General features: G+C 74.7%; 16 protein-coding genes and 1 pseudogene. 10 read left to right on the top strand and 7 right to left on the bottom strand.

From position 1 onward, the window contains the following. Window positions 1-22: 22 nt before the first annotated feature. Window positions 23-1,240 (top strand): annotated as a pseudogene (locus tag BS73_RS36240) (PP2C family protein-serine/threonine phosphatase); the annotation flags it as partial. A gap of 34 nt (window positions 1,241-1,274) precedes the next feature. On the opposite strand, the gene BS73_RS16065 reads toward BS73_RS36240, so the two are convergent. Then, window positions 1,275-2,321, bottom strand: coding sequence for an endonuclease/exonuclease/phosphatase family protein (locus tag BS73_RS16065; RefSeq protein ID WP_037573088.1), 1,047 nt, complete (start codon window positions 2,319-2,321; stop codon window positions 1,275-1,277). A 142-nt stretch (window positions 2,322-2,463) separates the two neighbouring features. Here BS73_RS16065 and BS73_RS16060 point away from each other — a divergent pair, with 142 nt between their 5' ends. The 3 genes from BS73_RS16060 (at window position 2,464) to nudC (ending at window position 5,980) form a co-directional block, all read left to right on the top strand. Continuing rightward, a complete protein-coding gene (locus tag BS73_RS16060) occupies window positions 2,464-3,327 on the top strand; it encodes a LolA-like protein (RefSeq protein ID WP_152617622.1) in 864 nt (287 codons plus the stop codon). A 49-nt stretch (window positions 3,328-3,376) separates the two neighbouring features. Further along, window positions 3,377-4,813, top strand: a complete 1,437-nt coding sequence (locus BS73_RS16055; protein ID WP_037573085.1) for a dipeptidase — start codon at window positions 3,377-3,379, stop codon at window positions 4,811-4,813. Window positions 4,814-5,044: 231 nt separating this feature from the next. Continuing rightward, window positions 5,045-5,980: an NAD(+) diphosphatase gene (nudC, locus tag BS73_RS16050; protein WP_037579809.1), complete on the top strand. Its 936-nt coding sequence runs from the start codon at window positions 5,045-5,047 to the stop codon at window positions 5,978-5,980. A gap of 91 nt (window positions 5,981-6,071) precedes the next feature. On the opposite strand, the gene BS73_RS16045 is transcribed toward nudC, so the two are convergent. Beyond that, the gene (locus tag BS73_RS16045) at window positions 6,072-6,539 is read right to left on the bottom strand and encodes an ATP-binding protein (RefSeq protein WP_051939987.1); all 468 of its coding nucleotides are present in this window, start codon (window positions 6,537-6,539) and stop codon (window positions 6,072-6,074) included. Window positions 6,540-6,623: 84 nt separating this feature from the next. On the opposite strand from BS73_RS16045, the gene BS73_RS16040 reads away from it, so the two are divergent. Continuing rightward, on the top strand, window positions 6,624-7,433 hold the full coding sequence (locus tag BS73_RS16040) for a GntR family transcriptional regulator (RefSeq protein ID WP_161789671.1): 810 nt from the start codon (window positions 6,624-6,626) through the stop codon (window positions 7,431-7,433). Window positions 7,434-7,498: 65 nt separating this feature from the next. Here BS73_RS16040 and BS73_RS16035 read toward each other — a convergent pair whose 3' ends face one another. Beyond that, entirely contained in the window at window positions 7,499-7,735 is a 237-nt protein-coding gene (locus tag BS73_RS16035) for a mycoredoxin (protein WP_037573079.1), read from the bottom strand. Window positions 7,736-7,908: 173 nt separating this feature from the next. Here BS73_RS16035 and BS73_RS16030 point away from each other — a divergent pair, with 173 nt between their 5' ends. The 4 genes from BS73_RS16030 (at window position 7,909) to BS73_RS16015 (ending at window position 11,579) form a co-directional block, all read left to right on the top strand. Beyond that, the gene (locus tag BS73_RS16030) at window positions 7,909-10,215 is read left to right on the top strand and encodes an ATP-dependent DNA helicase UvrD2 (protein ID WP_037573078.1); all 2,307 of its coding nucleotides are present in this window, start codon (window positions 7,909-7,911) and stop codon (window positions 10,213-10,215) included. Between the two features lie 185 nt (window positions 10,216-10,400). After that, the gene (locus BS73_RS16025) at window positions 10,401-10,799 is read left to right on the top strand and encodes a hypothetical protein (RefSeq protein WP_037573077.1); all 399 of its coding nucleotides are present in this window, start codon (window positions 10,401-10,403) and stop codon (window positions 10,797-10,799) included. A 160-nt stretch (window positions 10,800-10,959) separates the two neighbouring features. Beyond that, window positions 10,960-11,304, top strand: coding sequence for a WhiB family transcriptional regulator (locus tag BS73_RS16020; RefSeq protein WP_051939986.1), 345 nt, complete (start codon window positions 10,960-10,962; stop codon window positions 11,302-11,304). Further along, a complete protein-coding gene (locus BS73_RS16015; protein ID WP_037573074.1) occupies window positions 11,301-11,579 on the top strand; it encodes a hypothetical protein in 279 nt (92 codons plus the stop codon). Before BS73_RS16020 ends, BS73_RS16015 begins: the two co-directional genes overlap by 4 nt. Window positions 11,580-11,685: 106 nt before the next feature. Here the strand turns inward: BS73_RS16015 and BS73_RS16010 are convergent, their stop codons facing one another. Together BS73_RS16010 and BS73_RS16005 are read right to left on the bottom strand one after the other, a co-directional pair. After that, window positions 11,686-13,080: an ABC1 kinase family protein gene (locus tag BS73_RS16010; RefSeq protein WP_037573072.1), complete on the bottom strand. Its 1,395-nt coding sequence runs from the start codon at window positions 13,078-13,080 to the stop codon at window positions 11,686-11,688. Window positions 13,081-13,139: 59 nt separating this feature from the next. Then, entirely contained in the window at window positions 13,140-14,564 is a 1,425-nt protein-coding gene (locus tag BS73_RS16005) for a TOMM precursor leader peptide-binding protein (RefSeq protein WP_084704102.1), read from the bottom strand. A 293-nt stretch (window positions 14,565-14,857) separates the two neighbouring features. Here BS73_RS16005 and BS73_RS16000 point away from each other — a divergent pair, with 293 nt between their 5' ends. After that, window positions 14,858-15,406, top strand: coding sequence for a M48 metallopeptidase family protein (locus BS73_RS16000; protein ID WP_051939984.1), 549 nt, complete (start codon window positions 14,858-14,860; stop codon window positions 15,404-15,406). A gap of 72 nt (window positions 15,407-15,478) precedes the next feature. Here the strand turns inward: BS73_RS16000 and BS73_RS15995 are convergent, their stop codons facing one another. Then, entirely contained in the window at window positions 15,479-16,036 is a 558-nt protein-coding gene (locus tag BS73_RS15995; protein ID WP_037573066.1) for an NUDIX hydrolase, read from the bottom strand. Further along, complete coding sequence (locus BS73_RS15990; protein WP_152617621.1) at window positions 16,033-17,706, bottom strand: zinc-dependent metalloprotease; 1,674 nt, start codon at window positions 17,704-17,706, stop codon at window positions 16,033-16,035. The genes BS73_RS15995 and BS73_RS15990 overlap by 4 nt, the downstream gene beginning before the upstream one ends. Window positions 17,707-17,778 lie beyond the last annotated feature (72 nt).

The raw sequence follows: 17,778 nt of genomic DNA, 5'->3' as shown, positions 1-17,778 counted from the left end.
CCGCCCAGGAGGGCTGCCCGCGATGCCAGGGATTCCGGCGCCACGCATGCCGCGACTCCGGGGCCGACGCCTCGGCCGGCTCACGCTGCTGCTGCTTCCGCCGGCGGCGGTGGTCGCCGTGCTGCTCGCCGACGGACTCGACCCCCGGCCCGGCATCCCGCTCGAACCGCTGCTGACCGCAGGTCCCGCGCTGGCCGCGGTGGTCGGCCACCGGCTCTGGTACCCGCCGCTGGTCGGGCTCGTCGGGGTGGCCGCGGCGGTCGACCTCGGCCTGCGGCACGCCGGCGCCGACCGGCCGGAGACCGCGATCGCCGCGGCCGGCGTCCTCGCGGTGGCGGCGATCGCCCTGCTGGGCGCGGCCGGGGTGCGGTTGCGGGCCCGGCAGGAACAGGCCCTGGCGGACGCCCGGTTGATCGCCGAGGTGGCGCAGCGGGTGCTGCTGCGCTCGGTGCCGGACCGGATCGGCCCCGTCCGGGCGGCCGTCCACTACGCCGCGGCCACCGCCCACGCCCGGATCGGCGGCGACCTCTACGAGGTGGTGGAGACCAGGTTCGGGGTCCGGGCGGTGGTCGGGGACGTCCGGGGCAAGGGCCTCGGCGCGGTGGAGACCGCCGCCGACGTGCTGGGCGCCTTCCGGGAGGCCGCGCACCAGGAGAGCGCGCTGGAGAAGGTGGCCGCCTGGCTCGCGGTCAGCCTGGAGCGGGCGCTGCGCGAGCATCCCTCCGGGCCGTCCGGGCCGCTCGGAACGGCCCGCTGCGACGAGGAGTTCGTCACCCTGGTGCTGATCGGGGTGCGCGAGCAGGGCGTGCTGGAGGTCGTCAACTGCGGGCATCCGTCGCCGTATCTGCTCGGCGTCGACGCCGGTGCGCAGGGCGACGGCGCGCCGGGCGCTGGCGCGCAGGGCGCCGGCGCGCCGGGCGCCGGTGCGCAGGGCCCCGTCCGCGCCCTGGACGCGCCCGATCCCGAGCCCCCGCTCGGCGTCCTCCCCCCGTGCGAGGTGTGCCCCCAGGTGCTCAGCGTCCGGTTGCAGCGCGGCGACCGGATCCTCCTCTACACCGACGGGATCATCGAGGCCCGGGACCGCGCCGGCCGCTTCTACCCGCTGCCGGACCGGCTGCCGGAGCTGTCCCGGCGGACCGGCGACGAGCGGTGGGACGGACCGGAGGCGGTGCTCGCCCGGGTGCACGCGGACCTCCGCCGCTTCGTCGGCCGCCCGCTCGGCGACGACGCCGCCATGCTGCTGATCGAGTACCGGCCGGTGGGCGCGGAGCCGCTCACAGATCCAGCTCGACGACCAGCGGCCGGTGATCCGAGATCGGCGTCGGCGGGGTCCGCGCGGCCCGCACCGCATCGCGGGGTACGCCCACCGCGAGTACGTGGTCGAACTGCACCGCCGGCCGGTGCGCGGGATAGGTGGGCAGACGGGCCAGATCGCGCCAACCGCGCAGCAGCGTACGGGGGTTGACGCCGCGGGAGCGCAGCGGGAAGGGCGCGCCGGCGGCGGCCTCCGCCCGCCGGGTGCGCAACCGCGCCCGCCGGCGCGCGGAGGCTCCCGGCTTCTGCCGTCCGCGCCGGCGCACGCTGTCCACCACCTCGGCGCCGCCGAGCACCGTCCGCGGCACCGCGCCGACCAGGTTCAGATCACCGAGCAGCAGATACGGCGCGGGAAGGTCGGCGATCCAGCGGCGGATCGCCGCCAACTGCCCCATGTTCCAGCCGGGGACGAAGGACAGATGCGCGGCCACCACGGTGAACGGCCCCTCCGCGCCCTCGAGGACGGCCGCCAGCGCGGCCCGCGGCTCGTCCGGCACGGGGGTGAGCCCGGCCCGGCCGGCGACCCGCAGCGGCAGTCCGAACGGGGCCGGGGCGAACCTCCGGGCCCGCCAGTGCCGCACCGGCAGGCGGGTCAGCAGAGCCGTGCCGTAGGACGGAACCGGGGTCTCCGCCGGGTCCTCGCCGAGCCCGAGCCCCGGCTCGAGCCCCGGCGCGAGCCCGGGCCCGGGCCCGTAGACCCGGAGGTCGGCGTGGTCCGGGTCGAGGACCCAGCCGGAGACCGGCGCCGGCTCGCCGTGCAGCGCGGCGGCGAACCGCCAGTCCGCCGCGCCGAGTGCCTCGGCGGCGACGGCGGGCTGGTCGACGAGGCCCGAGCGGGCCTGGAACCGATCGACCTCCTGCAGGGCCAGCACATCGGCGTCCAGGGCCCGTACGGCCTCCGCGAGCGGCGCCCCGGCGCCGCCCTCGCCGTCCGGGTCGGGGAACGGCAGCGGGCGCCCGCCGCTGAGCGGCTGGCCGTGCAGCAGGTTGAAGGTCGCGATCCTCACCTGCCCGAAGGTACTGGTCCGGCGGCCCGAACCCGCGCACGGGCACTGGTGTCTGATCCGGCGACAGGTGTGTCACCGCTCGGGTGTACCGTCTTGCCACCGTGTTCACAGTGAGAGCACCGCTGAGTCATAGGGGGGTCCCATGCTTCGCACCCATCGCACACGTACCGTTCTTCTCGCCGCCTGCGCCTCCTCCGCGCTGCTGGCTCTGGCCGCATGCTCGGGCGGCGGCGCGTCGTCCGCCTCCTCGTCGTCCAAGGCCCAGCAGCCCGCGATGCAGACGGTCGCGCAGGTGCTGAACGCCGCGACCAAGCACACCCAGACCTACACCTCCGCCAAGACCCAGGTCACCGTCCAGGCCCCGACGGGGGACATGACCATGGGCGGCCGAATATCGTGGCGCCCGGTGGCCATGGACTTCACCATGCACAACCCCTCGTTCCAGCAGGCGATGGGCACGTCGAGCATCCGCGTGATCTCGGCCGGGAACGTGATGTACGAGAACCTCGGCCCGGAGTTCGCCAAGCAGGTCGGCGGCAAGCCCTGGCTGAAGGTGGACATGTCCAAGCTGGGCTCGCAGGGGAAGGCCATGGCCGATCTGCTGAACCAGGCCTCGACCCAGCGCCCGCAGGACCCCTCCGAGCAGATCAAGCTGCTCTCCTCCGAGGGCGCGAAGGTCAAGCGGGTCGGCAGCGAGACGGTGGACGGCGTCTCGACCACCCACTACACCGCGACGGTGAACGTCTCCCAGATGATCCCCAAGGAGAGCTCGGCCGACGTCAAGAAGCTGCTGCAGCAGGCGGTGGCGGCGGGCGTGAAGACCGAGACCATCGATCTGTGGCTGAACTCCGACAACCTGCCGGTCCAGGAGCGCGTCGCCATGCCCAGCAGTAAGGGCACCACCCGCATCACGATGCACTACTCGGACTTCAGCACCGCCCCGGCGGCCATCAGCGCGCCTCCGGCGAGCCAGACCGCCGACATCTCCAAGCTGCTCGGCCAGTAGTCGGCGACCAGGGCGTTTCCCCATGCCGCGGGGGATTAGGGTCAGGGGTATGAGCGCGTCTTCCCCCGAGTCCCGGACCCCCGCGGTGCGGGAGTTCATCGCCGCCCACCGGGAGCCCTTCCTCGCCGAGCTCGGCGAGTGGCTGCGGATCCCCTCCGTCTCCGCCCAGCCCGAGCACGCGCCGGACGTCCGGCGCTCCGCGGAGTGGCTGCGGGAGCGGCTCGCCGCCACCGGGTTCCCCGAGACGGAGGTGTGGGAGACCGCGGACGGCGGCCTGCCCGCCGTCTTCGCGCACTGGCCGTCCGCGGATCCGGACGCCCCGACCGTGCTGGTCTACGGCCACCACGACGTCCAGCCGGCGGCCCTGGCGGACGGCTGGCAGAGCGACCCCTTCCAGCCGGAGGTCCGGGACGGCCGGCTCTACGCCCGGGGCGCCGCGGACGACAAGGGCCAGGTCTTCTTCCACACCCTGGGCGTCCGCGCGCACCTCGCGGCCACCGGCCGGACGGCCCCCGCGGTCAACCTCAAGCTGCTGATCGAGGGCGAGGAGGAGTCCGGCTCCCCGAACTTCGGCGAGCTGATCCGGCGCCCGGCCAACCGGGCCCGCCTCGCCGCCGACGTGGTCGTGATCTCGGACACCGGGATGTGGTCCGAGAGCACGCCGACGGTCTGCACCGGGATGCGCGGCCTGGTCGACTGCCAGATCGACCTCTACGGCCCCGACCAGGACATCCACTCGGGGTCCTTCGGCGGCGCCGTGCCCAACCCGGCCACCGAGGCCGCCCGCCTCGCCGCCGCGCTCCACGACGGGCACCGCCGGGTCGCCGTCCCCGGGTTCTACGACGGGGTCGTCGAGCTGACCGACCGCGAGCGCGCCCTCTTCGCCGAGCTCCCCTTCGACGAGGAGGCCTGGCTGCGCACCGCCAAGTCGCACGGGACCCTCGGCGAGGAGGGCTTCAGCACCCTGGAGCGGATCTGGGCCCGCCCGACCGCCGAGGTCAACGGCGTCTGGGGCGGCTACACCGGCCCGGGCGGCAAGACCATCGTCCCGGCCGACGCCCACCTCAAGCTCTCCTTCCGGCTGGTCGCCGGGCAGGACGTGGAGAAGGTCCGGGAGGCCGTCGCCGCCTGGGTGGCCGAGCGGATCCCGGACGGCATCCGGCACGAGATCACCTTCCCTGGCGCGACCCGGCCCTGTCTGACGCCGCTGGACCACCCGGCGCTCACCTCCCTGGCCCGGGCCATGGAGACGGCCTTCGAACAGCCGGTCAGGTTCACCCGCGAGGGAGGCTCGGGCCCGGCCGCCGACCTCCAGGACGTCCTCGGCGCGCCCGTGCTCTTCCTGGGCATCTCGGTACCGTCGGACGGCTGGCACTCGGTGAACGAGAAGGTCGAACTGGACCTGCTGTCGAAGGGCGTCGAGGCGGCCGCCCACCTGTGGTCGGAGCTCGCCGAAGGGCTCCGCCCCACCGATCCCGCCAGGTGATCGGGAACACCCTCCCGCGCTGGTCCCGCACGCCGCCGGCGGGGTAGGACTAGGCGTGACACCGCGAAGGACATGGGGCATAGGCACGTGACGACACCGAAGTCGGAAACCCGCAAGGAACAGCCGGTCGCGCCGTCGGGAACGGCGGCGGACCCCGGAGGGCGGGTGCCGAGACCCGCCGTGCCCGCCGCTCCTGCCGCCCTCGGCGCCCCCGACCCCGTCTCGGGCGATCTGGCCGCCCGGCCGCTGGCGCTCTCCCGGTCGACCCTCGACCGGGCCGCCGAGCACCGGCTGGACGAGGCCTGGCTGCTCTCCACCTGGAGCCACCCCGGCACCCGCGTCCTGGTCATCTCGAACGGCCGGGCCCGGGTCGTGGACACCCAGGACGGCCGCACCGAGCTGGTCCTGCTGTCCAGCTTCGAGGCCCCGGAGGGCGACCGGTACTTCCTCGGGGTCGAGGGCCAGGGGCCGGACGCCACCGCGTACTTCGCGGTCGCCGCGGAGAGCCTGCCGGGCCGGCTGGACGGCGAGGCCCGGGAGGCCGGCCTGCGCGAGGTCGGCGCCCAGCTCGGCGACCGGGACGCCGGGCTGCTGGTGCACGCGGTCGCCCTGGAGAACTGGCACCGCTCGCACCGCTACTGCTCCCGCTGCGGCCATCCGACGGCGCAGGCCGCGGCCGGCCACGTCCGCCGCTGCACCGCCTGCGCCCACGAGCACTACCCGCGGACCGACCCGGCGGTGATCATGCTGATCACCGACGACCAGGACCGCGCGCTGCTCGGCCGGCAGGCGATCTGGCCGGAGGGCCGCTACTCCACGCTGGCCGGCTTCGTGGAGCCCGGCGAGTCACTGGAGCAGGCGGTCGCCCGGGAGGTGCACGAGGAGGCCGGCGTGGTCGTCGCGGACTGCCGCTATGTGGCCAGCCAGCCGTGGCCGTTCCCGTGCAGCCTGATGCTCGGCTTCCTGGGCCGGGCGGAGGCCGCCAACGGCGGCACCGCGATCCAGGTGGACGGCGAGGAGCTCTCCGAGGCCCGCTGGTTCACCCGCGAGGAGCTGCGGGCGGGGATGGAGGCGGGAACGGTGCTGCCGCCCTCCGGCATCTCCATCGCCCGCCGCCTGGTCGAACTCTGGTACGGCGAGCCGCTTCCGGAAGCCGCCCGCTGGTGATCCGGCCGCGCGGGGCGGCCCGCCCGGAGCCGCCCCGCCGGGAGCCGTCCCGCCCGGCCCCGGCGGCCCCGGCCCGCCCGCGCCCGCGGGCTCAGCCCCGCTCCTCCGGCACGGCGTGCGAGACGACGGCCGCCGCCGTCCCGCCCGGTGCGGCCACCGGACGGCTGCGCACCGCCGGCAGCACGCAGCTGACCGTCTTGCCGTCCGGCCGCGCCAGCACCTCCCAGCTCAGCGCGAGCGACTCGACGATCTGGAGGCCGCGCCCGGACTGCGCGTCGGGTCCGGCGCTGCGGGCCAGGGGCAGCGCCGGACCGCAGTCGGTGACCGAGATCCGCAGTATCTCGTCGGTGAGCGCGATCGCCAGGTCGACCGGCCCGCGGCCGTACAGCAGCGCGTTGGTGACCAGCTCGGAGACGACCGTCTCCGCCGCGTAGGAGGACTCGCCCGCGCCCCACGCCTCCAGCGCGGTGCGGGCGATCCGGCGAGCGTGCCGCACCACCTGCGGGCGGGCCGGCAGGGAGGCCGTGACCGCCCAGGCCCCCCGGGTGTAGCGAGTCATGCAGAGACCCCCGGCGACTAGTTGGGATCTGGAATATTGGCTTTTGGGTGGAATGGCCGCAACCGCCGTCGCTACATTCACCGGGTGAACATCTCCCGCGGACCCGGCCGAGCGCCCAAATACCAGCGGCTAGCCGCAGATCTGCGCCGCAGAATCGCCGTCGGCGAGTGGCGGAGCGATGAGCCGCTGCCCGTCGAATCCGAGTTGGAGACCCACTACGGCGTCGCCAGGAACACCGTCAGGCTGGCGGTGGACATGCTGGTCAACGAGGGGCTACTGACGCGGGTCCAGGGCCGGGGGACATATCTGAAAGACCATCAGGTCGTCGATCACCACGCCTATCGCTCCCCTTCGGAACCGCGGCCCGGAACCCCGCTGCGTTCCACTTCCGACATCTACACGGAAGAGGCAGGGCAGGCGGGCCGGGAGTTGACGTCCGACTTCCAGATGCTGATCGTACGGGCCGGCACCGACATCACCGGGCGGCTGCGGATCGAGCCGGCGGAGGCGGTCGTCCTCCGCCGGGTGCTGCGGCAGATGGACGGCGAGCCGTGGTCGATCGAGGAGAGCCACTACCCGGTGACCCTGGCCGCCGGCACCCCGCTGATGGACCCGGATCCGGTGGAGGGCGGGGACGAGGCCGCGCTGCGCGGGGCGGGCCTGGTCGAGACGGCCTGCGTGGACGAGCTGAGCGCGCGGATGCCCGACCCGGAGGAGGCCCAGTGGTTCCAGATGGGGCCGGGCGTCCCGCTGATGGTCCAGCTGCGCACCGGCTACTCCAAGGACGGCCCGGTCAGGGTCACCGAGACGCGGTACTCCGCCGACCGGAACCGCCTCGTCTACCAGCTCGGCGACATCGCCGGGCATCTGCGGCCGGCGGACGACGGCGCCTGACCCGGGGCTGCCCGAGGGCCCGGCGCGGGGCCCTCGGCACGGGCCCCTCGGCGCGGGGCGCGGAATCAGGCGCCGACCTTCTCCTTGACCTGCGCGAGCGACGGGTTGGTCAGCGCGGAGCCGTCCGCGAAGAGCACGGTGGGAACGGTCTGGTTGCCCCCGTTCACCTTCTCCACGAAGGCCGCGGCCTCGGGGTCCTGCTCGATGTTGACCTCGGTGTAAGCGATGCCCTCGCGGTCCATCTGGCCCTTCAGCCGACGGCAGTAGCCGCACCAGGTCGTGCTGTACATCGTGACCGACATCTCGGGACTCCCTCTCGGTGACTGCGCCTCCTGCGGGATGCGCGATGTCCCCAACGCGCAGGCGCCGATGAACATTCCGCCGGTTTTCCACAGGCCGGGCGGTGAACCCCGCCGCTGTGGACAACCCCGGGTTCCGTCCTGTCCCGTCGGACCGGCTTGAGAGGATGGGCCCCATGCAGGAGCAGCTCCCCACCGGCCCCACGAGCCCCCTCGGCGTCGCGCGCCCGCCCCGCGACGCGGACGAGGTGCTGGCCGGGCTCGACCCGGAGCAGCGCGAGGTGGCCACCGCCCTCCACGGCCCGGTCTGCGTGCTGGCCGGCGCCGGCACCGGCAAGACCAGGGCGATCACCCACCGGATCGCCTACGGGGTGCACAGCGGGGTGATGCAGCCGCAGCAGGTGCTCGCGGTGACCTTCACCGCCCGCGCCGCCGGCGAGCTGCGCGGCCGGCTGCGCCAGCTCGGCGCGGAGGGCGTGCAGGCCCGCACCTTCCACTCGGCCGCCCTGCGCCAGCTCCAGTTCTTCTGGCCGCGGGCGATCGGCGGCGAGATGCCCCGGCTGCTTGACCGCAAGGGCCAGGCGGTCGCCGAGGCGGCCGCCCGCTGCCGGATCCGGCTGGAGCGCACCGAGCTCCGCGACCTGACCGGCGAGATCGAGTGGTGCAAGGTCACCCAGACCGTCCCAGAGGACTATCCGGCCGCGGTGCTCGGGGCCGGGCGGGAGGCCCCGCGCGACCCCGCCGAGGTGGCCCGGGTCTACGCGGTCTACGAGCAGCTCAAGCGCGAGCGCGGCGTGATCGACTTCGAGGACGTCCTGCTGCTCACCGTCGCCGTCCTGGAGGACCGCGCGGACGTCGCCGAGCAGGTCCGCAGCCAGTACCAGCACTTCACGGTGGACGAGTACCAGGACGTCTCGCCGCTCCAGCAGCGGCTGCTGGACCTCTGGCTGGGCGAGCGGCCGAACATCTGCGTGGTCGGCGACGCCAGCCAGACCATCTACTCCTTCACCGGCGCCTCCCCGCGCTTCCTCCTCGACTTCCGGGCCCGCCGGCCGGAGGCCCGGGTGGTCAAGCTGATCCGGGACTACCGCTCCACCCCGCAGGTGGTCCACCTGGCCAACGGCCTCCTCGGCCAGGCCCAGGGCCGGACCGCCCAGCACCGCCTGGAGCTGGTCTCGCAGCGCGAGCCCGGCCCCGAGCCGCGGTACACCGAGTACCAGGACGAGCCGGCCGAGGCGGAGGGCACCGCCAAGCGGATCCGGGAGCTCCTCGCCTCCGGCGTCCGGGCCAGCGAGATCGCCGTGCTCTTCCGCACCAACGGCCAGTCCGAGGTGTACGAGCAGGCCCTGGCCGACCTCGGCCTGCCGTACCGGCTGCGCGGCGCCGAGCGGTTCTTCGAGCGGCAGGAGGTACGCGAGGCCGGGCTGATGCTGCGCGGCGCCGCCCGGGCGGGTTCGGAGGGCACGGAGACGCTGGGCGAGCAGGTGCGGGCGGTGCTGGCCTCGGTCGGCCTCACCCCCGAGCCGCCCGGGGGCTCAGGGGCCGTCCGGGAGCGCTGGGAGTCGCTGGCCGCGCTGGTCCGGCTGGCCGAGGAGTACGAGGCCGGACGCGCCGCCGCGGGGATGTCCACCGCGCTCTCGGACTACGTCGCGGAGCTGGACGCCCGGGCCGCCGCCCAGCACGCCCCCGCCGTGGAGGGGGTCACCCTGGCCTCCCTCCACGCGGCCAAGGGCCTGGAGTGGGACGCCGTCTTCCTGGTCGGCCTGACCGAGGGGATGCTGCCGATCTCCTACGCCAGAACGGCGGAGCAGGTGGAGGAGGAGCGCCGGCTGCTCTACGTCGGGGTGACCAGGGCCCGCGAGCACCTCTTCCTGTCCTGGGCGCAGTCCCGCTCCCCGGGCGGCCCCCGCGGTCGGCGGCCCACCCGCTTCCTGGACGGGCTGCGGCCCGGCACGGGGCCGCGTGCGGCCGGCGCCCGCGCGGCGGGCCCGGCGGGGTCGACGGCGGACCGGGAGCCGGCGGGCGCCTGGGACGCGGGGTCCGGAGGGGCCGCGGCCGAGGGCGGCGGCCCCGCGCGGACCTCGCGGCTGCGGCGGGAGTTCCGCCCGGCCGTCTGCCGGGTCTGCGGCCGCACCCTGGGCGACGCCGTGGAGCGCAAGCTCGGGCGCTGCGCGGACTGCCCCGCCGAGCTCGACGAGGGGCTCTACGAGCGGTTGTGGAAGTGGCGGGAGGACCGCGCCCGGAAGCAGAAGCTCCCCTCGTACTGCGTCTTCACCGACGCCACCCTGCTGGCGATCGCGGAGGCCCGGCCGGCCGGCCCGGCCGAGCTGGCCGGAATCCCCGGTGTCGTCCGAGCGAAGCTGGACAAGTACGGAGCCGACGTGCTGTCGTTGTGCGGGGAGCCTGATGCCCAGACAGACCCAGTCGAAACGGGCGTCGGCGAACCGAGGAGTGAGACGGTCGAGAAATCGCCGGAAAAATAGTTTGCGCGCTCGGGTGCGAGCGCACTAGCGTGCCGGTGCACGGCTGAGGCGACGAAGCCGTGGGCCGACGGAGTCACATCCGTCACGGCGGCAACACCAGTTCCACACCAGCACCAAGCACGAGCACCGAAGAACGACCGGCGGGCCGTCAGGCCCCACGACACCGAGAGAGGAGGGCGGAAGACATGGCTGGCATCACGATGATCAACACCGGCGGCAAAGTGACCGGTGTGTCCGCTTCCGCCTTCGCCGCTCTCGGCACCGGTGTGCCCGCTCTCGGCATGTCCGCCCTCGGTATGGAGTCCGCCTCCGCTGCCGCGCGTTCCTTTGCGCTGCGGGTCGCCTCCCTCCGTCGGCCGGAGATCCGCGACGAGCGACCGGGATGGGCACTCGGGGCATCGGTAGCCGCAGCGCGCGGCTGCTCGCACGCCGCGGGTGCCGGTAACTCCCAGCCGGAGCTCGGCCAGCCGAAGCACCAGGATCAGCAGGACACGCAGGGCACGTATGTCGTTCCGGCAACGGACGGCATGCAGGTGACGATGCGGGCCTTCCGCGGGCTCGAACCCTGGAGAGAACGAACCTGAGTCAGCATCAGGTCGGCGCCTCCAGGGCCGCGGAACCCGTCACCGGGATCCGCGGCCCATTTGTTTGTCCCGGCACCGGCCCACCGGCCGGACCGGGGCGACGACCAGAAGACAGCGAGAGTGCGCTCCACAAGCGCCAGAGACGACGAGGAAGACGAAGTTGTCATCCGTTTCCCAGGTCCCCGACCACCAACAGGCCGACCAGTCTCACCCGCCGGAGGTTTCCCTGATGCAGCTCACGGCCATCGTCGAGGCGGACAGCCTCGAGGTGCCCATTCCCTGCCGCTCCTACGACCCGGAGGTCTTCTTCGCCGAGACCCCCGCGGACGTGGAGTACGCCAAGTCCCTCTGCCGGACCTGCCCGGTCCGCGAGGCCTGCCTCGAGGGCGCCAAGGAGCGGCGCGAGCCGTGGGGCGTCTGGGGCGGGGAGCTCTTCGTCCAGGGCGTCGTCGTGCCGCGGAAGCGGCCGCGGGGGCGTCCGCGGAAGAACGAGGTGCTCGCGTGAGCGCGAGCGTCGCGGTCGGCGGGCTCCAGGGCTCCGTACGCGCCGCGGTGCGGCGGATGGAGCGGGGGCGCCCCGGACCGGGAGCCATCGCAGTCCGCCGGCACGACCGGTTCCAGAACCATGACGACCAGGATCAGAGCATCACCATGAACCCGACCACGACCGTCCGAGACGAGCAGGCTCACGCCCGCCGCACCCTCCATCTCATGCCAGAAGCCCTGGCCCGAGCGCATATGCGCCTGCGGCGCGCGCTGGCCGCGATGGTGATGCTGTAGCCGCGGCTGCGGCACCGTAGGCGGCTGGGCGGGCAGTTCCCCGCGCCCCCGGTTTTCTGCGCCGGGGGCGCGAAAACAGGGGCGCGGGGAACTGCGCGGGCCGGGGCTACGGCGCCGCACCCGGCAACGGCGCGGGATCAGGTGCCGCCTGGGCCGGAACGCGCGCGCCCGCCGCAGGGGAGAAGCCGGGGAGCCAGGCGGTCAGCTCCGCGCGGAGGCCGACTGTGGCCTCCAGCTGGCAGAGGACCCCTATCGTGCTCAGCGTCACCCGATGGATCAGCAGGTACGCCGGCGGCAGGTTCAGCTGGCGTCCCAGGTCGTAGGCCGGCGAGCGGGGGTCCGCGATCCGCGCCGCCTGCGCCCGCATCCAGCTGCGGGTGAAGGTGAACTCCGGCACCGCGGCCGGCTCGATGATCGGCAGAACGTAGTCCAGCACCGCGTCCGGATCGAGCTGGATGCCCGGCTTGACGAAGCCCTCCTGGCGCATCATCTCCAGTACCGCGGCGGCCTCCTGCCCCAGCGCCAGCCGCAGCGCGGTGCCGATCGGCAGCGGCAGCCCGCCCGGCAGCCGGTCCACCGTGCCGAAGTCCAGCACCCCCAGCCGCCAGCCGGAGACCGGACCGTCGTCCGGCAGCAGCCGGAAGTTCCCCGGATGCGGGTCGGCGTGGAGCAGGCCGGTGCGGGCCGGGCCCGCGTAGAGGAACCGGGTGAGCAACTGCCCCGCCCGGTCCCGCTCCTCGGTGCTCCCGGAGGCGATCACCTGGGCCAGCGGGATGCCGTCCAGCCACTCGGTGACCAGCACCTGGTCCCCCTGGGCGACCACGGCCGGCACCACGAAGTCGGGGTCGCCGGCGAACTCCCGGGCGTGCGCCTGCTGGGCGTCCGCCTCCAGCGCGTAGTCCAGCTCCTCGGCGACCCGCGCCCGCAACTCGGCGACCAGCGGCTTCATGTCGAGCCCCGGCACCAGCGGGCCTATCAGCCGGGCCAGTCGGCCGAGTTGGCTGAGATCGGAGAGGAGTGCCTGGCCGGCCCCGGGGTACTGCACCTTCACCGCGACCGGGGTGCCGTCCCGCCAGACCGCCCGGTGCACCTGGCCGATCGAGGCGGCGGCGGCCGGCCGTTCGTCGAACTCCCGGAAGAGCGACGGCCAGTCGGTGCCGAGCCGCTCGTCCAGCGCGGCCCGGACGGAGGCGGCGGGCAGCGGGGGAGCGGCCTCCTGGAGCCTGGTCAGCGCGGTGCGGTAGGGGCCGGCCAACTCCTCGGGCAGGGCGGCCTCGAAGACCGAGAGGGCCTGCCCGAACTTCATCGCGCCGCCCTTCAACTCGCCCAGTACCTTGAAGAGTTGGTCGGCCGTGCGCTGCTGGAGTTCGAGCGCCACCTCCTCCGCCGGGCGCCCGCCCAGGCGGCGGCCGAGGCCGAGGGTGGCCCGGCCGGCCACCCCGAGCGGCAGGGCCGCCAGCTTCGCCGTACGGGTCACTGCCTTCCGCGGAAGATCGCTCACGCTTGCCTCCAGGGGTGACGGGGCGGTGGCTTCCGGCGCACCGGCCTCATTCTCCCCCTTCATACCCGCTCACCGGTGCGGACGCCGCCGTGCGGACGGTGAAATTCCGGGGCCGGAGGGGCGTCCACCGTCCATCCGCAGCCGCAGTCCGGATGCGCGGAGAGCGGACGGCGGCGCATCTCGCCGTCCAGCATGGAGAGTTCGAGGATCCCGCCCACGCTGGGCGGATAGCCGCCGTCCAGCAGGATCAGCGCGTGCAGCGCGGCCAGCGCGGCGACCCCGGCGGCGAGCGCCGCGGCGCAGGGCGCGTCCGCGCCGCCGGTCTTGGCGGAGCAGAGCTGGGCCAGCACCCGCGGCCAGTCGGGGTCGACGGCCGCCCGGTGCAGCGCCAGGCACCGCCCGCAGGGCGAGGCGCCGGGCAGCACCATCGGCCCGATCGTCCCGACGGTCTCCACCACCCCGGCGAAGAGGTGGGGTGTCCCGTCCGCCACCAGCCGGGCGCTCAGCTCCGGATCCGGTGCCCAGGCCCCGGCGGGTCCGCGCGGGGCGACGACGACCAGCGTCGGGCCGCCGCCGTCGCGCCGCTCGGCCGCCCCCTCCCGCGCCGCCGGGCCGGCGGCCGCGCTCGCCGCCGCGCCGCCCGCCGCGGACCCGTCCAGCCGGTGGCCGGCGCCGTCGGTGCCCTGCCTCCTCGCCGCCGGGCAGCCGGCGCCCGGGCCGCCCGCGAATCGGCCGTCGGCATGGCGGGCGGTCCGCTCGGACCTCGCCTCGCACGTCGCCTCGGACCTCGCCTCGGACGAGCAGCAGCCGTCCGTCCGCCGCCCGGCCGCGGCTGCCGGGGCCGCCGCCCCGCCCGCTCCCCGCCGCTCCCGGCGTTCCGCCTCCTCGGTCGGGGAGGCGCGGCGTACGGCCTCGGCGGCGGCGCCGGCGCGGAGCCGGCCGATGTCCGCGGGGCGGAGGCCGCCGGGGAGGGGATCGGTGGGGGAGACCCGGCCGCCGTCCACCACCTCGACCCGGCCCACCCCGGCCGCGGCCAGCTGCGCGGCCACTGCGGCGCCGACCCGTCCGGCGCCGTGCACCCGCACCCAGGCCTCCCGCCGGGCGGCCAGCGCGACCGCGCCTCCGCCGGGCTCGGGACGGGCCAGGCTCAGCGCGGACAGCTCGGGTCCGAGCCGGCGGAGGGCGGCCGGCGACAGCTCCGGAACTCCCTCCAGGACGGCCTGCTGCCGGTCCGCGTCGTCCAGCACCCGGGCCCGTTCCAGGTCGGAGAGCACCCGGCGGACGTCCGCCTCCTCCAGCCCGAGCCCCGCCGCCCGCTCGACCAGTTCGGGCAGCTCGCGGGTGCCGTCCAGCAGGTCGAGCAGCGCGGACTCGCCGGGGCTCCGCGGGTGGATCAGCACGGCGTGCGCCGGGCCCACCCCGAACTGGACGGTCCGGCGGTCCCGCCAGATCCGGCGGAGAGCTGGTTTGAGCCAAGGTCGCATGTCGGCCTCCGAGTGCCCTGCGGTGGGACACCGAGTCTGCCCGGAAGGGGGTGAGCTGCGCGGAGAGTTATCCACAGGCTGTGGGTGATCATCGGATTAATCCCCAGCCGGTTCGCATCGATCGCCCGTGTTCACCCGCTTTTGCCCATGTGATCCGCGTCGTGCGAGGGATGATTTTCGGCCAGCGGTAGGGACTTCTGTCGGTGCCATTCGGTACCGTCTTGCCCGTGGTCGCCGAACGGGACTCCCGCCCTGGGGCGCCGCGTCGGCGTGTCCCGGCTGCCGCCGGGAGCATGGCCCCCGCGGTGCAGGGGCCTCCTGAGCACGTCGAGGTGAGGCGCAGCGCCCGCCGCCGCCGCACGGTCTCCGCCTACCGGGAGGGCGACCGCACGGTCGTGCTGATCCCGGCCCGGATGTCCGCCGCCGAGGAGAAGCGCTGGGTCGCCCTGATGCTCGACAAGCTCGCCGCACAGGAGAGCCGCCGGGTCTTCGGGGACGAGGAACTCGCAGCTCGCGCCGCCGACTTGAGCGTCCGCTTCCTGGACGGCCGGGCGGTCCCGCGCAGCGTCCGCTGGGTCACCAACCAGAACAGCCGCTGGGGCTCCTGCACCCCCAGTGAGGGCACCATCAGGCTCTCCCACCGCCTTCAGGGGATGCCGGACTACGTCATCGACTACGTGCTGCTGCACGAGCTGGCGCATCTGCTGGTGCCGGACCACGGCCCCGGGTTCTGGGCGCTGCTGGACGCCTACCCGAAGACCGAGCGGGCCCGCGGCTATCTGGAGGGCGTGGTCGCCGCCGCCCGCCTCCCGCACGTCCCGTCGCCGCGCAGCACCGGCTGACGCGGGCGGCGCGCCCCGGCCGTCCCAGCCTCCGTACTCCCGGCCGGCTCAGCCTCCGTACCCCCCGCCGGCTCAGCCGCCGTACCGCTGCCGCGCCTGCTCCGCGAGCACCCGCACCGACTCGTCCGTGGGCTCCGGCGGCGCGTTCCACCGGAACCAGCGCAAGTCCAGGGACTCGTCACTGATCAGCGGTTCGGCGCCGGCCGGCGCCACCGCCAGGTACTGCACGTCCAGATGCCAGCTCGGCGGCTCCTGCCGGCCCGCGCAGTACACCTGGTGGCGGTCCAGCTTCACCGGCTCCGCGTCGATGGTCAGGCCCTCGATACCCGACTCCTCGGTCGCCTCGCGCAGCGCGGCCCCGCCCAGCGAGACGTCCTCCGGCTCGCAGTGCCCGCCGAGCTGGAGCCAGAGTCCCACCTTCGGGTGAAGAGTGAGCAGCATCCGACCGGCCTCCGGGTCCACCACCATCGCACTCGCGGTGATGTGCGCCGGGCGGTTCGACCGCCACACGCCGTCCGGATGGTCGTCCAGGTGCTCCAGGTACTCCGCGCGCAGCTCCCGCTGCCCGGGCAGCGCGGCCGGCGGGGTCCAGGCGGTCAACGTCCGTACGGCGTCGGCGTGCAGGGTCATTCGGCGGCGTCCCCCGGCTCCTCTGGCTTCTGCTTCTTCTCCGGCCCGTCCGAGCCCGGCTCCGGGCCCGAATCCGCGTCGGACTCCTCGGAGCCCTGCTGGAGGAGCCTGTCGAAGTCGATCTCGCCGACCAGCTCCTCGCGGTGGACGAAGCCGTCCGGGTCGTCCAGGTCCGAGGCGGTGGGCAGCATATCGGGATGCGCCCACAGTCCGTCCCGGCCGTCCGTCCCACGGGCGTCGGCCAGCGAGGCCCACAGCCGGGAGGCGTCCCGCAGCCGGCGCGGGCGCAGTTCCAGGCCGACCAGCGTGGCGAAGGTCTGCTCGGCCGGACCGCCGGAGGCCCGGCGGCGGCGCAGCGTCTCGCGCAGCGCCTCGGCGTGCGGCAGATGCGGGGCCGCGGCGGCGTGCACCACCGCGTCCACCCAGCCCTCGACCAGCGCGAGGGCGGTCTCCAGGCGGGCCAGCGCGGCCTTCTGCTCGGGGGTGTCCTGCGGCTGGAACATCCCGCTGGCCATGGCCTCCTGAAGGGCCTCCGGGTTGCTCGGGTCGATCTGGCCGACCAGGTCCTCGAGCCGCGAGGTGTCCACCGAGATGCCGCGCGCGTACGCCTCGACCGCGCCGAAGAGGTGCGCCCGCAGCCACGGCACGTGGGAGAAGAGCCGCTGGTGGGCGGCCTCGCGCAGGGCCAGGTAGAGCCGCACCTCGTCCTCCGGCACGGACAGGCCCTCGCTGAACGCGGCCACGTTCTGCGGCAGCAGGGCGGTCTGCCCGGCGGGGGCCAGCGGCAGTCCGATGTCCGTGGAGCCGACCACCTCGCCGGCGAGTCCGCCGAGCGCCTGGCCGATCTGGGTGCCGAACATGGCGCCGCCCATCGAGCGCATCACGCCGAGCAGCGGGCCGACCATGGCCTGCATCTCCTCGGGGACCACGCCGCCCATGGCGCCGGCCACCCGCTCCGCGACCGGGTCCACCAGCTGCTTCCAGGCCGGCAGGGTGCCCTCGATCCACTCCGCCCGGCTCCAGGCCTTGGTGGCGCCGCCGGAGGAGGGGAAGGCGGTGGTGCCGTCCAGCCACAGCTCGGCGAGCCGCAGCGCCTCCTCGACCGCGGACTTCTCCGAGGCGCCGACCGAGCGGTCCTTGCCCGCCGGCGCGTTCTCCTGGACCACGGCCTGGCGGGCGATGTCCCGCGCCAGGTCCCAGTTGACCGGGCCGCCGTCGGTCGCGCCGGAGAGCATCTGACCGAGCTGCTGGAAGGCCGCGCCGAGGTCGGAGGGGTTCAGATTGCCGAAGGCGCCGAGGGGATTGTCCCCGGCGCCGCCGAGGCCGCCCATCCCCCCGGGGCCGCCGAGGCCGCCGAAGAGCGCGCCCAGCGGGTTCCCGCCGGAGCCGGAGCCCGGACCGCCGAAGCCGAACGAGAACGGCTCGTCGCCGGCAGGCGTCTCCCCGCCCTCCTCCTTGCCGCTCTTCTCGGGCTCGCCCTTCCCGTCGTCCTTCTTGCCGCCGTCGTTCCCGCCGCCGCCGTTCTCATCGTCGTGCTTGCCGGTGGGGGCGTGCTCGCCGCCCTTGCCGGAGGACTTGTCGCGGTCGGCGCCGCTGCCACCCTGCTGGCCTGGCTTGTCGTCGTCGGGCTCCTCGGGCGGTACTCCGAATCCGAAGGGGATGTCGCTCACGAGTTCCTCGATCTCGTCGGCCCCGCGCGCCCGCAGCCGCTGCGCTACGCGTCGGGCAGGGATGGTCTTGCC

This window comes from Phaeacidiphilus oryzae TH49, from assembly GCF_000744815.1.
GTDB lineage: Bacteria > Actinomycetota > Actinomycetes > Streptomycetales > Streptomycetaceae > Phaeacidiphilus > Phaeacidiphilus oryzae.
This window is presented reverse-complemented; position numbering and strand designations above follow the sequence as displayed.